At 66.4% G+C, this 13,762-nt stretch carries 11 protein-coding genes; 4 read left to right on the top strand and 7 right to left on the bottom strand.

Translation table 11 applies throughout. From position 1 onward, the window contains the following. Position 1 precedes the first annotated feature (1 nt). The 7 genes from ACIP0B_RS09485 to ACIP0B_RS09455 form a co-directional block, all read right to left on the bottom strand. On the bottom strand, positions 2–1,621 hold the full coding sequence (locus ACIP0B_RS09485) for an FMN-binding glutamate synthase family protein (RefSeq protein ID WP_400831431.1): 1,620 nt from the start codon (positions 1,619–1,621) through the stop codon (positions 2–4). Between the two features lie 194 nt (positions 1,622–1,815). Beyond that, positions 1,816–1,953 (bottom strand): LuxR C-terminal-related transcriptional regulator, encoded by a 138-nt coding sequence (locus ACIP0B_RS09480; RefSeq protein ID WP_400831429.1) that lies wholly within the window; start codon positions 1,951–1,953, stop codon positions 1,816–1,818. Between the two features lie 46 nt (positions 1,954–1,999). Next, entirely contained in the window at positions 2,000–3,403 is a 1,404-nt protein-coding gene (locus ACIP0B_RS09475) for an ATP-binding protein (RefSeq protein WP_400831428.1), read from the bottom strand. Further along, on the bottom strand, positions 3,400–5,211 hold the full coding sequence (locus ACIP0B_RS09470; protein ID WP_400831426.1) for a DAHL domain-containing protein: 1,812 nt from the start codon (positions 5,209–5,211) through the stop codon (positions 3,400–3,402). The genes ACIP0B_RS09475 and ACIP0B_RS09470 overlap by 4 nt, the downstream gene beginning before the upstream one ends. Then, positions 5,208–6,167 (bottom strand): cytochrome-c peroxidase, encoded by a 960-nt coding sequence (locus ACIP0B_RS09465; RefSeq protein ID WP_400831425.1) that lies wholly within the window; start codon positions 6,165–6,167, stop codon positions 5,208–5,210. The genes ACIP0B_RS09470 and ACIP0B_RS09465 overlap by 4 nt, the downstream gene beginning before the upstream one ends. Next, the gene (locus ACIP0B_RS09460; protein ID WP_400831424.1) at positions 6,164–8,038 is read right to left on the bottom strand and encodes a putative bifunctional diguanylate cyclase/phosphodiesterase; all 1,875 of its coding nucleotides are present in this window, start codon (positions 8,036–8,038) and stop codon (positions 6,164–6,166) included. The genes ACIP0B_RS09465 and ACIP0B_RS09460 overlap by 4 nt, the downstream gene beginning before the upstream one ends. Beyond that, complete coding sequence (locus ACIP0B_RS09455) at positions 8,038–10,290, bottom strand: EAL domain-containing protein (protein ID WP_400831422.1); 2,253 nt, start codon at positions 10,288–10,290, stop codon at positions 8,038–8,040. The genes ACIP0B_RS09460 and ACIP0B_RS09455 overlap by 1 nt, the downstream gene beginning before the upstream one ends. A gap of 249 nt (positions 10,291–10,539) precedes the next feature. Here ACIP0B_RS09455 and ACIP0B_RS09450 point away from each other — a divergent pair, with 249 nt between their 5' ends. The 4 genes from ACIP0B_RS09450 to ACIP0B_RS09435 are packed head-to-tail and all read left to right on the top strand — an operon-like array spanning position 10,540 to position 13,546. Next, positions 10,540–11,901 carry an HD domain-containing phosphohydrolase gene (locus ACIP0B_RS09450; RefSeq protein WP_400831421.1) on the top strand — a complete coding sequence of 454 codons (1,362 nt, stop codon included), beginning with the start codon at positions 10,540–10,542 and terminating at the stop codon, positions 11,899–11,901. A 55-nt stretch (positions 11,902–11,956) separates the two neighbouring features. Next, on the top strand, positions 11,957–12,385 hold the full coding sequence (locus ACIP0B_RS09445) for an NUDIX domain-containing protein (RefSeq protein ID WP_400831420.1): 429 nt from the start codon (positions 11,957–11,959) through the stop codon (positions 12,383–12,385). A gap of 22 nt (positions 12,386–12,407) precedes the next feature. Then, positions 12,408–13,046: a LysE family translocator gene (locus tag ACIP0B_RS09440; protein ID WP_217890732.1), complete on the top strand. Its 639-nt coding sequence runs from the start codon at positions 12,408–12,410 to the stop codon at positions 13,044–13,046. A 2-nt stretch (positions 13,047–13,048) separates the two neighbouring features. Next, complete coding sequence (locus ACIP0B_RS09435; RefSeq protein WP_400831418.1) at positions 13,049–13,546, top strand: GNAT family N-acetyltransferase; 498 nt, start codon at positions 13,049–13,051, stop codon at positions 13,544–13,546. The last annotated feature ends 216 nt before the right edge of the window (positions 13,547–13,762 follow it).

The following is a 13,762-nucleotide window of genomic DNA, read 5'->3' as shown; positions in this document are numbered from 1 at the left end:
CTCAGGCCGCCACCACCTCCTGCGGCTCAAAGCTGTCCGCCCGCGCCATCTGCCACATCCGCGAGTAGAACTCTCCGTTCACTTCCCCGGTGAGCAGTTCCCCCGGCTTCAGGAACACATGCAACTGCGAGAACAGCTTGATCTCGGTGGCCGACATGCGCCGCACCAGGTGCTTGGCCGACAGTTGCGAAGGGTGCTCCAGCCCGGCGGCGGCGAGCATTTCGGCCAGGGCCTTGAGCGTGTTGCGGTGGAAGTTGTAGACCCGCTGGGCCTTGTCCGGCACCACCAGGGCACGCTGGCGCAGGGCGTCCTGGGTGGCGACGCCGGTCGGGCATTTGTTGGTGTGGCAGCTCTGCGACTGAATGCAGCCGATGGCGAACATGAAGCCGCGCGCCGAGTTGGCCCAGTCGGCGCCGATGGCCAACACGCTGGCGATGTCGAACGCGCTGACGATCTTGCCGCTGGCGCCGAGCTTGATCTTGTCCCGAAGGTTCAGGCCCACCAGGGTGTTGTGGACGAACAGCAGGCCTTCGCGCATCGGCACGCCGATGTGGTCGGTGAATTCCACGGGGGCTGCGCCGGTGCCGCCTTCCTTGCCGTCGACCACGATGAAGTCCGGCAGGATGCCGGTCTCCAGCATGGCCTTGGCGATGCCCATGAACTCCCACGGATGGCCGAGGCAGAACTTGAAGCCCACCGGCTTGCCGCCGGACAGCTCACGCAACTGCTTGATGAACTGCATCATCTCCAGCGGCGTGGAGAAGGCGCTGTGGCGCGACGGCGAGATGCAGTCCTCGCCCATCGAGATGCCGCGGGTGTCGGCGATCTCCTGGGTCACCTTGTGCTTGGGCAGGATGCCGCCGTGGCCGGGCTTGGCGCCCTGGCTCATCTTGATTTCGATCATCCGCACCTGCGGGTTCTGCGCCTGGGCGGCGAAGCGCTCCGGGTCGAAGCGGCCGTCGGCGGTGCGGCAACCGAAGTAGCCGCTGCCCAGCTCCCAGGTCAGGTCGCCGCCGTGTTCGCGGTGGTAGGGGCTGATGCTGCCTTCGCCGGTGTCATGGGCGAAGTTGCCGAGTTTGGCGCCCTGGTTCAGCGCCCGGATGGCGTTGGCGCTGAGCGAGCCGAAGCTCATGGCCGAGATGTTGAACACCGACGCCGAGTACGGCTGGGTGCACTGCGGGCCGCCGACGGTGACGCGAAAGCTGCTCGGGTCGCTCAACGGCGCGGGGCGCATCGAGTGGCCGATGAACTCGAAGCCGGACTGGTACACGTCGATCAGGGTGCCGAAGGGTTTGTCGGCGGTCTCGTTCTTGGCCCGGGAATACACCAGCGAACGCTGGGCCCGGGAAAAGGGCAGGGCATCGCTGTCGGATTCCAGCAGGTATTGGCGGATCTCCGGGCGGATGCCTTCGACCAGGTAGCGGATGTTGCCCAGGATCGGGTAGTTGCGGCGCACCGCGTGGGGGCTCTGCATCAGGTCGAACAGGCCCACCAGGCTCAGCACGCCGGTGACGGCGGTGAACGGCCACAGCCAGTCATGGTCGAGGAAGGGCAGGCTGGCGAGGGTGAAGATCACGCAGGCGGCAAAGAAGGCGTAGCGGCTGAGGAGGGACAGGCTCATACGGTTTCCTTGGGTTCGGACTCGGTATCGGTCGGCGGCAGGCAGGTTCTTGTGGCGAGGGAGCTTGCTCCCGCTGGAGTGCCAGGCACTCCCCGTAACGCTTGGCGACTGCTTCGCAGCCGAGCGGGAGCGAGCTCCCTCGCCACGGAACAGACATCTCGTGGTGACTGAGAGGTGCTGCATGCCGAGGGTCTTCAGGCGTTTTGCGCCTGAAGAACGGTGTTTTTATGGGCTTGCACGGTTTTGACGGCGATTGAAAGCTTACGGGCGATGTCCTTGTGGGGGCAACCGTCGGGCATCAGGCGGCCATTGAACGGGATTCGGTCGGCCATGACATTGCGACGAAAGTCGCGCTGGCCATGCCCGGCCGGTCCGGCGTCAGGCTGCCGGCCGGGTCTGGCGCAGCGGCAGTTCCACGCGGAACGTGGTGCCGGTGCCGAGTTCGCTGCGCACCGAGATTTCCCCGCCGTGCTTTTTCACGATGCCATAGGACAGGGACAGCCCCAGCCCGGTCCCCTGGCCCACCGGTTTGGTGGTGAAGAACGGGTCGAAGATTTTCTGCAGCGTGTCGGGCGCGATCCCGGAGCCCGTGTCGGCGACCTCGACCCAGGCCGTGTCCGCCCGCTGCCCGGTGCGCAGGGTGATGGTGCCGCGTTCCGGGCCCATGGCCTGGGCCGCGTTGACGATCAGGTTCATGATCACTTGGTTGATCTGCGACGGCAGGCATTCGATGTCCGGCAGGGGCTGATAGTCCTTGACCACGTCGGCCTTGTACTTGAGTTCGTTGGCCACGATGTTCAGGGTCGACTCGATGCCCTGCTGCAGGTTGGCCCACTGCCATTCCTGGTTGGTGTCGACCCGGGAGAAGTCCTTCAGGTCCTTGACGATCTGGCCGACCCGGCCGATGCCTTCCTTGGATTCGCTGATCAGCAGGGGAATGTCTTCCAGCAGGAAGTCCAGTTCGAGCCGTGTGCGCAGTTGCTCGAGCTGCGCCGCCGCCCCGGCGTCCAGCGACCGGCCGGCGGCCGCATAGGCGTCGAGCATTTCCATCAACTGCTTGATGTAGCCGTCCAGCGTGCCGAGGTTGGAGGAAATGAACCCGATCGGGTTGTTGATCTCATGGGCGACCCCTGCCGCCAGTTGGCCCAGCGAAGCCAGTTTCTCCGACTGCACCAGTTGCCCCTCCAGTTGCCGGCGCTCGTCGATCTCCCGCTTCAGAGCCTCGCTGGCCTGGCGGAACTGGGCGGTGCCTTCGTCCACCAGGTGCTCCAGGTGATGCATCTGGATCGAGGCCCGTTCGGTCATCTGCCATTTGGTCAGCAGGGTATTGGCCATCTGCTGCACTTCGATGTTGTCGAACGGCTTTTTCAGGATCAGCAGACGGTCATGGGCCTGGAGGCGGTCCAGCAGTTCGTCCCAGGAGTAGTCGGAGTAGGCGGTGCACACCACCACCTGCAGCTTCGGATCCTCCTGCCACAGGTGTTCGATGGTCTTGGCCCCGTCCCAGCCGTCGGGCATGCGCATGTCGACGAAGGCCACGGCGTAGGGGCGCTCGTCCTGAATGGCCTGCAGGAGCTTGCCCAGGCCTTCCTGGCCGCCGTAGGCCGAGTCCAGTTCGAAGACGGGCAGGTCGCTCTTGATTTCGCTGCCGAACAGGGCCGCCTCCATTTCGTCCAGCTGTGCCGAGTAGGCCCGCACCGGCGTGAGGATCTTGCGAAAGTCCTCGTGGATCGAAGGCGTGTCGTCGATCAGCAGGATGCGGCGGTTGGGCTGTTCGCTCATGCCTCCTCCGTGACCCGCACCAGCGGGATCTGCAGGGTGAACAGCGCGCCCAGGCCGGGGCCGTCGCTGTGGGCGGTGAGGTGGCCGTTCATTTCGATCGCCGCCAGGGCGCAGCTGTGCAGGCCGAAGCCGTGGCCGTCCTTGCGGGTGGTGAAGCCGTGGGCAAAGATCCGGGTCATGTTCTGCGGGGCGATGCCTTCGCCGTCGTCCTTGACGCTGATCTGCAGGAAATCGTCGACGATCTCCACCCTAAGGGTGATCTGCCGCGGGCGGTTGCTGAGGTCCGACATGGCGTACTTGGCGTTGCTGATCAGGTTGATCAGGATCAGCAGCAGGCGGTGCTTGTCGCCCATGATCTGCGGCACGTCGTCGGCGTATTCCTTGACCACCGTGACGTGGTGCCGGCTCAGCGCGCCGGCGTTCATGCGCAGGGCGTCTTCGAGCAACTGGTCGACGTACAGCGGTTCGGTCATGCTGTTGGCCCCGGCGTAGGACTGCTGGGTGGCGACGATGTCCTTGATGTGGTCGACGCTCTTGCCCATCTGGGTCAGTTCGTCGGTCATTTCCTGCTGTTCCTGGGCGATGGCCCCCACCAACTGGTTGAGGTAGCCGGGCAGCAGCTTGCCCTTCTCGTCGCGGGCCAGGAACTCGCCCAGGTCCCCCGTGTGCCCGTTGATCAGCTGCATCGCCCGGCCCAGGCCCTGGGCCTTGCTGTTGCGCAGCTTGCGCGTGATCAGGTCGCAGGAAATGTTCACGCTGTTGAGCACGTTGCCGACGTTGTGCAGCACGTTGGTGGCGATCTCGGCCATGCCCGCGTGGCGGGCGGCATCGAGCAGTTCGCTCTGGGCGTCCTTGAGTTCCCGGGTGCGTTCATCGACCCGCTGCTCCAGCTCTTCGTTGGCGGTCTGCAAGGCCTTGTTGACCCGGTTGATCTCGCTGAAGCTGCGGATCAGGCGGATGGTCAGCCACACCAGCGACAGGACCAGCAGGCCGGAAAACACCAGCAGGTAAAAGTGGTAGCGCTGGTCGATCCGCTCGACCCGTTGCTGATCGTGGTCGAGCAGGTTGGTGATGGTGTCCAGCCGTTCGGCCACCGGCACCGCTTCGATGTCTTCCAGCAGGCGGTTGACGATCGGCTGCTCGCGCAGGATCAGCGCCACGTGCGCGCTCAGGATCCGGATCGGATCCTGAAACTCTTCGGGCAACCGCTGCGCGTTCACCGCCAGCTTGTTCAGCCCCAGCTGGATGTCGATCGCCTTGTCGTCGGAGGCGACCTGGGCGAACTCCAGGCTGCTGAGCAGCATGTCGTAGGTGTCGCTGGCGATGTTCAGCAGGCGCGACTGATCGGTTTCCTCCCGGGCCAGTTGCGCCTGAATGTCGTCCTCGGCGGTGGGCAGGAACGCCAGGGAATTGCGCAGCAAGGCGTTGTGCGACTTGAACTGCTCCACCAGCCGGACCTTTTCCTGCATCGCCTCAAGAAAGCCTTCGTGGGCATCGTTCCACAGCCCGGAGTCGTTGCGGCCGTGGCCCGACTCCATGGTGTCGAACCGCTCCCACAGGCGGTTCATCTCGTTCATCGGCGTCACCAGCGGGTCGTAGTCGTGGGAGATCGCCACCCGCGCCTTGAGCACTTCGGTTTCCCACTGGGCGTCCTGCTGCTTGATCTGGCGGATCAGATCCCTCGATTCGGTGTAGGTCGCGGTCTTTTCGGAGCTCGACTTCAGGTACAGGAAGATCAGGATCGACGCCAGCACCAGGGCCACGACGGCGAGCAGGAGCAGGCTGATGCGGCGCGAGACGTTCATCATGGCTTGCCCTCCCACTGGCCGCTCAGGGTCTTGAGGAACCGGATGATCAGGTCTTTGTCCTCATCGCTCGGCCGGCGCCCCAACTGGTAGCGGAACATCACATCGACGGCCTTTTCGAGCGTGGGGGCCGAGCCGTCGTGAAAGTACGGCGCGGTCAGCGCGACGTTGCGCAGGCTCGGCACCTTGAACACGGCGCGGTCGCCTTCGTCGCCGGTGATGTTGAAGCGCCCGCGGTCGGCGTCGGTCGGGTTGCCGCGGTCGGCCAGGTAGTCGCCGAACACACCGAACTTCTGGAACATGTTGCCGCCGATGTTCACCCCCTGGTGGCAGGCGATGCAGCCGTATTCCTTGAAGCGCTGATAACCGTATTTCTCCTCCAGGGTCAGGATGTCCGTGTCCCCCAGCAGATAACGGTCGAAACGCGAGTTCGGGGTCAGCAGGGTGCGTTCGTAGTCGGCCAGGGCGCCCTGGATGTTGGCTTGGGTCACCGCATCGGGGTAGGCGGCGGCGAAGGCCTGGCGGTAGTCGGGATCCTCGCCGATCCTGCGCACCACGTCGTTCCAGTCGCTGCCCATTTCGGTGGCGCTGGAGACGACGGCGTGAGCCTGCTCCTCCAGCGTCTTGACCCGGCCGTCCCAGAACTGGCGGAAGTTGAGGCTGGCGTTGAACACGCTCGGCGTGTTGACGGCCACCGGTTTGCCGTCGAACCCGTTTGAGAAGGCCCGGACATCGGCACCGCCCTTGTCCAGATGATGGCAACTGGCGCAGGACAGCGTGCCGTTGACCGAGAGCCGCGGGTCATTGAACAGCCTGCGGCCCAGTTCGACACGCGCGGCGTCCAGCTTCGGCGCGCCCGGCAGGGGCTTGAGCGGTTCGTCCAGCGGATCGGCGCCGGCGTCCGGGCACAGTGCGCAGAGCAGCGCCGCCAGCAGAAGGGCGGTCGGCCGGCGTCTCATGGCCGGGTTCCGCAACCGAGGGGGCCGCCGCTCAGCAGCCGGGCGAAGGCGTCCGCCGGCACCGCCTTGCTGAAGTAATAGCCTTGGCCTTCCTCGCAGCCGTGGGCCTTGAGGAGCGCCAGTTGCCGGGCGGTCTCCACCCCCTCGGCGATCACGGTCAGGCGCAGGCTCTTGCCCAGGCCGATGATCGCGCCGACCAGGGCGTCGTCGCTGCCGTCGCCGTCCAGGGTGCGGGTGAACGACTGATCGATCTTCAGCACGTTGACCGGGAAGCGGTGCAGGTAGCTCAGGCTGGAATAGCCGGTGCCGAAGTCATCGATGGCCAGCCGCACGCCCAGTGCCTTGATCCGGTTCAGGGCGGTCATGGTGGACTCGACGTTCTGCATCATCACGCCTTCGGTGATTTCCAGCTCCAGCATGGCGGGGGGCAGGCCGCAGTCCTCGAGCGCCCGTTCGACGGTCTCGACGAAATCGCCCTGGCGAAAGTCGATGGCCGACACGTTGACCGACATGCAGATGTCCGGCAGCCCGGCCGACCGCCAGGCCTGCGCCTGCCGGCAGGCCTCGATCAGCACCCAGCGGGTCAGCGGCACGATCAGGCCGCTGTCTTCGGCCACCGGGATGAAGTCCGACGGGTAGACCCAGCCATGCCCCGGCCGGTGCCAGCGGATCAGCGCTTCGGCCCCGACCACCCGGCCGCTGGCCAGTTCGACCTTGGGCTGGTAGTGCAGCTCGAACTCCTGCCGTTGCAGGGCCTGGCGGATGCCCGACTCGATGCTCTGCCGTTCGCGGGCCCGCTGGTTCATGGCCTCGATGAAGAAACCGACGCTGTCCGGGCCGCTGTCCTTGATGTTGCGCATGGCCGTCTCGGCCTTCTTGATCAGCTCGACCGCTTCGGTGCCGTCGTCGGGATAGATGCTGATGCCCAGGCTGGCGGTGACGGTCAGGTCGTGGCCGGCCAGGGTGTGGGGGCTGCGGATGGCGTCCAGCAGCTTTTCGGCGATGCCGCGGGTCTGCTGGGGATGGTTGATGTCGCTGAGGATCACCACGAATTCGTCGGAGCCGTAGCGGAACACCGAGTCGGATTCGCGCACGCTGGCCACCAGTTGCCGGGCCGTGTGCTTGAGCATCTCGTCGCCGACCGGATGGCCCAGGGCATTGTTGATCCGCTTGAAGCGGTCGAGCCCCAGGAACAGCACCGCCAGTTGCCGGTCGTGACGGCGGGCCAGCGCCAGGGCCTGGCTCAGGCGATCCCCCAGCAATGTGCTGTTGGGCAACTGGGTGAGCACGTCGTACTGCAGCAGGTGCGAGACCTTGAGCAGCTCATGGACCCTGGCCTCGATGGTCTGCTCAAGGCTCTGCAGCTTCATCGCCGCGTCCTGGGCCAGCTGCCATTTCCAGGTCAGGGCGTTGGCCATCTGGCGGATCTCCAGGGTGTCGAAGGGCTTCTTCAGCACCAGCAGGCGGTCGCCGAACTCCAGCCGCTCGGTCATGGCCTCCCAGCTGTAGTCCGTATAGGCGGTGCACAGGGCGATCTGCAGGTTGGGGTCGGCCTTCCACAACCGTTCGATGGTCTCCAGGCCGTCCCAGCCCGGCGGCATGCGCATGTCGGTGAAGGCGAGCGCGTAGGGGCGGCCTTCATCCAGCGCCCGCTGCACCAGCTTCAGCGCCTCCTCGCCCTGGTAGGCGGAGTCGAGCTGGAAGGTGACGTGGGGGGCCTGCCGGGTGCCGAACAGGGTGTGCTCCAGTTGGTCCAGGCTGGGTTCGAACGAGTCGTCGGGGGCCAGGATCTTGCGGAAATCCTGATGGATGGCCGGTGTGTCATCGACGATGAGAATGCGCCGGTTGGTCTGGGCGGCAAGCGTCTTCATCATTCCTCCTCTCCGGCGGGCCCCGGCGGAAGCAGGTTGGCGTCCCGGAGCAGGCGAGAGATCTGTTCGAGGCTCGAAGGCGCCGCCGGCAGGCCGGGCAGGGACTGCGCGGGCAGCGCCGCAGGCTGCGGTTCAGGCTCGCCCAGGCCTTCGGCGATGATGCCGATGCCCAGGTCGCGGGCGAAGTTGACGATCGCCCGCAGGGCCATGGCGCCGGCGGGATCGCGGACGGCGTTGTCGATGAAGGCCTGGGCGAGCTTCAGGTGGTTGACCTGGTAGGTCTTCAGGTACTCGAACGACGAGTATTCGGTGCCGAAATCGTCGATGGCGATCCTGACCCCCAGTTCCCGCAGGCGCGGCAACACGTCGTTGTGGGTCCATTTGGTCTGCGCCAGCGTCGCCTCGGTGACGTCGAAGCGCAGGTCCCACGGGCACAGCTCCCAGCGGGCGGTGGTGCGCAGCACTTCGTAGATCAGGTCGGGGCCGCTCTTGAGCTGGGCCAAGGACAGTTTGATCGCCATCACCGGCGGTGCGGTGCCTTCGTCGCGCCAGCGGTGCATTTGCCAGCAGGCGTGGTCCAGCATCCAGCGCCCGAGGGCGATGATCGTGCCGGTCTTTTCCGCCGCCGGCAGAAAGGCCGACGCCGGCAGCAGGCCGCGCTGGGGATGGTGCCAGCGGACCTGGGCCTGCATGCCGAGCACCTTGCCGGTGGTCAGGTCGGTTTCCGGCGTGTAGTGCAGCTCCAGTTCGCCTTTGTGGATGGCGGTCTGCAGCTCGTTGGCGATGGCCAGCCGCTCGGCCACCTCCCGGTTGATCTCCTCGGAGTGGAAATGGAACTGGTTGCGGCCGGTTTCCTTGGCGCGGTACAGCGCCATGTCGGCCTGGCCCAGCAGGCTGTCGGCGTGGGTGCTGGCGGCGGAGTAGAGGCACACGCCGATGCTGACCGAAATGCGCAGGACGTTGCCCGACAGGTCGTAGGGCAGCAGCAGGGCGTCGCGGATCTTGGCGGCGAGGGCGGCCGACTGGGTCGGGTCGCTGACGTCCAGCTGCAGGATCGCGAACTCATCCCCGCCGAGCCGGGCGATGACGTCGTTTTCCCGCACCGATGCCTTGATCCTCTGCGCGACCTCCTGCAGCAGCAGGTCGCCGACCGGGTGGCCCAGGGTGTCGTTGATCCGCTTGAAGTGATCCAGGTCCAGGTAGAACACGGCGAACGGCGTCGCGCCGCGACGGGCGGCGGCGAAGGCCTGGTGCAGGCGCTCGATCAGCGTGGCCCGGTTGGCCAGGCCGGTGAGCCCGTCCGTACGGGCCAGCAGGGCCATTTTCTCTTCGGCCTGGCGGCGCTCGGTGATGTCGAGGATGATCCCTTCGACCTCCAGCAGGCGCCCGGCCTGGTCACGCACCGGAATGTAGCGGTTCTCCACCCAGCGCCAGTCGCCTTGCCCGGTGCGCAGGCGGAACTCGATGGACGCGCCCGAGGCGTGCCGGTCCAGCACCCGCGCCATGGCGGCATCGACCTTGGCCCGGTCTTCGGGGTGGATCAGCCGCTCGATCCATTCGCCGCCCTCCACCAGGTCGGCCGCGGCATGGCCGTAGCGGGTGATGTTGTGGGAGATGTACATCAACGGGAACGACGGCTCGCCGCGCAGCCGGTAGAGGACGGTCGGGCTGTTCTGCACGATGATGTTGGCGTCGGACAGTTCGCGGGTGCGCGCCTGGACCGCCTGCTCAAGCTCGGCGAGCTTCAGCGCGGCGTCTTCGGTCATTTGCCATTTGACCGTCAGGGCGCTGGCCATCTGGCGGATCTCGATCGCATCGAAGGGCTTCTTCAGGATCAGCAGGCGGTCGCCCAGCTCCAGGCGCCGGTCCAGGTCCTCCCAGGAATAGTCGGAGTAGGCGGTGCACAGCGCCACTTGCAGCCTGGGATCGGCCTGCCAGAGCCGCTCGATGGTTTCCAGGCCGTCCCAGCCCGGCGGCATGCGCATGTCGATGAAGGCCACGGCGTAGGGCGCGGCGCCGGCCAGTGCGGCCTCGACCTTGCCCAGGGCCTCGCGCCCCTGGAAGGCGAAATCCAGTTCGAAACGCGGGCCGGCGGAGGGGGAGGGCGTGCCGAACAGCAGGTTCTCGGCCTGGCTCAGGCCATTGTCGTCTGCTGTGGGCGAACCGAGGATTTTTGCGAAATCGTCGTGGATCGACGCAGTATCGTCGACGATGAGCACGCGGCGGTTGACCTGCGCCGACGGGCGGTTCATGGCGCCAGACCCGATGAATGCACGGCCGTTGTCGGGATCATCCTTATTCCCTCGTCTCAGACCGGCGCAGGTGCCGGTCGCGGATCAATGAACAGAGCATAGATGCCCTGCGCGAATTCGCCCGGGCGGCGCAGGCGAATCATTTGCGCCGCCCGGGCGAAAATCATCTAGCCTTTGATTCAGGCATGGACAAGCGACGCGGTCTGGGCATGCCCTTCCCACGACACCCGTTGCGCTTGAGGCCCTGCCATGGAAGAGCAATCCGTCCCCACGCCCGCGAACCGCCCCCAGGTGCTGCTGGTCGACGATGAGGAGTCGATCCTCAACAGCCTGCGCCGACTGCTGCGCGGGCAACCCTACGATGTGCTGCTGGCCGGCAGCGGCGCCCAGGCGCTGGAGATCCTGGCGCAGCAGCCGGTGGACCTGGTGATGAGCGACGCGCGCATGCCCAACATGGACGGCGCCACGCTGCTGGCCCGCGTCCACGAGGCCCATCCGTCGACGGTGCGGATCATGCTGACCGGCTACGCCGACCCTTCGGCGATCATCAAGGCCATCAACGAAGGCCGGATCCACCGCTACATCAGCAAGCCCTGGAACGATGAGGAAATGCTCCTGACCCTGCGCCAGGCCCTTGAGCATCAGCACCTGGAGCGGGAGCGCCAGCGCCTGGAGCAACTGATCCGGCTGCAGAACGAGAAGCTCAAGACGCTCAACGGCAACCTGGAAAGGCGTGTCGCCGCCCGCACCGCCGAACTGCAGCAGACCGCCGACATGCTCGACCTGGCCTACGAAGAGCTCAAGCGCAGCTATGTGACCGGCACGGAAGTGTTTTCGCTGCTGGCCAACCTGCGCCTGCCGCCCGCCAAGCAGACCAACCGGCAGATCATCGAACTGATGCGTGCCTGCTGCCGGCACTTCGCCCTGGACGAGGCCAGCAGCCGCGACCTGACCATGGCGGCGGCGCTCTACAACGTCGGCAAGCTGAGCTGGACGGACAGCATGATGGTGACCCCCTCGGACCTGCTGCACCACGCCGAGCGCGAGCGCTACCGGGCCTACCCCAAGCAGAGCGAATCGGTGCTCATGACCCTCGATCCGATGAAGGATGCCGCGCGCCTGATCCTGCATCACCAGGAACACTGGGACGGCGGCGGCTTTCCCGACCGGCTCCGGGGCGAGGCGATCCCTTTCGGCTCGCGCCTGCTGAAACTGGCGGTGGATTTCGTCGAACTGCAGCGCGGCCTGATCCTGGAGCGGCAGATGAACAGCGACGAAGCGCTGCTGTACCTGCGCCAGTACGCCGGACGGCTGTACGACCCGGAGCTGATCGAGGATTTCATCCTGGTCTGCGCGCAGGTGATGAACGACGTCGTGCTGGCGGATCCGGCGGTCAAGGTGCTGACCACCCGCGAACTGGCGGCGGGCATGGTGCTGGCGCGCAACCTCAATGCCGACAACGGCATGCTGCTGCTCAATGCGGGCAAGGTGCTGAGCGGCCCTCTGGTGGACAAGCTGATCGCCTTCGAAGCCATGGAGGGCGGGCAGTACAAGGTGTTCGTCAAGGTGCCGGAGGAGACCGGGGCCGCGCTGGAGGCCCAGGGCGGATGACGGCGGTCCGCCGGCATGGGATCCTTGCGGTTTTCGCCAAGGCCCCGTTTGCCCCATGACTTCTGCTTGCGTTGTTCCGTCCCGCATCATCCGCATCGCCGCCGCCCTGCTGATCGGCCCCGACGGCCGTACCCTGCTGGTGCGCAAGCGCGGCACCGCCGCGTTCATGCAGCCCGGCGGCAAGATCGAGCCCCATGAGTCGCCGGTGCAGGCCCTGGCCCGCGAGCTGGAAGAAGAGCTGGGCCTGGTCATCGATCCGGCGCAGGCCGGCTTCCTGGGCCGGTTCGACGCGCCCGCCGCCAATGAGCCGGGCTTCACCGTGCAGGCGGACATCTTCCGGCTGGACATCGCCGCTCAGGTGTCCCCGGCGGCGGAGATCGAGGAAGTGAGCTGGATCGATCCGCAGACCGACGGCGCTCTGGTGCTGGCGCCATTGACACGGGACCTGATCCTGCCGTTCTATCGGGCCTCGCTGACCGTCTGACCGCCCACGCAAGGAGCCCGCCATGATCCCGCTGCACGACCTGCTGATTTTCGCCGCCGCCGCGCTGCTGATGGTGCTGACGCCGGGGCCGAACATGATCTACCTGATCTCCCGTTCGATCTGTCAGGGGCGACGGGCCGGGGTGACGTCGTTGCTGGGCGTGGTGGCGGGGTTCTTCGTGCACCTGTTCGCGGCGGCGGCCGGCCTCACCGCGGTGTTCCTCGCGGTGCCGATGGCCTATGAGGCGCTGAAGTGGGCCGGGGCGCTGTACCTGCTGTGGCTGGCTTGGCAAGCCGTGAAGCCTGGGGCGCGTTCGCCGTTCGAAGTGCAGGCGTTGCCGGCCGACTCCCCGCGCAAACTGATCACCATGGGCTTTCTCACCAGCGCCCTGAACCCGAAGATCGCGGTGTTCTACCTCTCGGTGTTTCCGCAGTTCATCACCCCGGAGCACGGCTCGGTGTTCAGCCAGAGCATCGTGCTCGGCCTGACCCAGATCAGCGTCAGTTTCAGCGTCAACCTGATGATCGCGCTGTCGGCGGCGGGCATCGCCTCGTGGTTCGCCCACAACCCGACCTGGCTGGCGGCCCAGCGTTACTTCATGGGGTTCGTGCTCGGCGGGCTGGCGCTGCGCCTGATGCTTGAGCAGCGCAGGACGGCGTGAGCATGTGGATCGAGCGGCTCGACGCCAGTCACGCTCTGGCCTACCGGGAACTGATGCTCGAAGCCTACGACTGCCACCCGCAGGCCTTCACCTCCAGCGTGCGCGAGCGGGCGGCGATGCCGCTCGGCTGGTGGGAGTCGCGGCTCACCGGCAAGCTCGACGTGGTGCTCGGCGCGTTCGAGGCGGGCAGGCTGGCCGGCATCGTCGGCCTGGCGTTCGAAACACGGGAGAAGGCCCGGCACAAGGCCACGCTGTTCGGCATGTACGTGTCGGCGGCGTTTTGCCGCCGCGGCATCGGCCGTCAACTGCTGCAGGCCGCCCTGGCCGAAGCGCAGAGCCGGCCGACGCTGAAAGTCATCCAGCTGACCGTCACCGCCGGCAACGACCCCGCGCTGAACCTCTACCGGGGCTGCGGCTTCACCCCGTTCGGCCTGGAACCCATGGCCGTTCGGGTGGGCGAGGACTATTTCGACAAGATCCACATGTGGCGCGAACTCTGAAGGCCCTTGGGCCCAACCCTGCCTCTGAGAACGCCCCGGAACCTGTGGGCGCTTGCCCGCGATGGCGGTGGGGCAGGCAGGGGTGAGGCCGGATGTGCCGGCCTCATCGCTTGCAGGCAAGCTCCCACAATGTTCGGTTCAACCCTGCCTCTGAGAACGAGCCGGAACCTGTGGGCGCTTGCCCGCGATGGCGGTGGGGCAGGCAGGGGTGAGGCC

Source organism: Pseudomonas sp. NPDC089534, assembly GCF_044749305.1.
Taxonomy (GTDB): Bacteria; Pseudomonadota; Gammaproteobacteria; order Pseudomonadales; family Pseudomonadaceae; genus Aquipseudomonas; species Aquipseudomonas ekonensis.
Note: the sequence above shows the minus strand (reverse complement) of the source record. Positions and strands in the feature narration are given on the sequence as shown.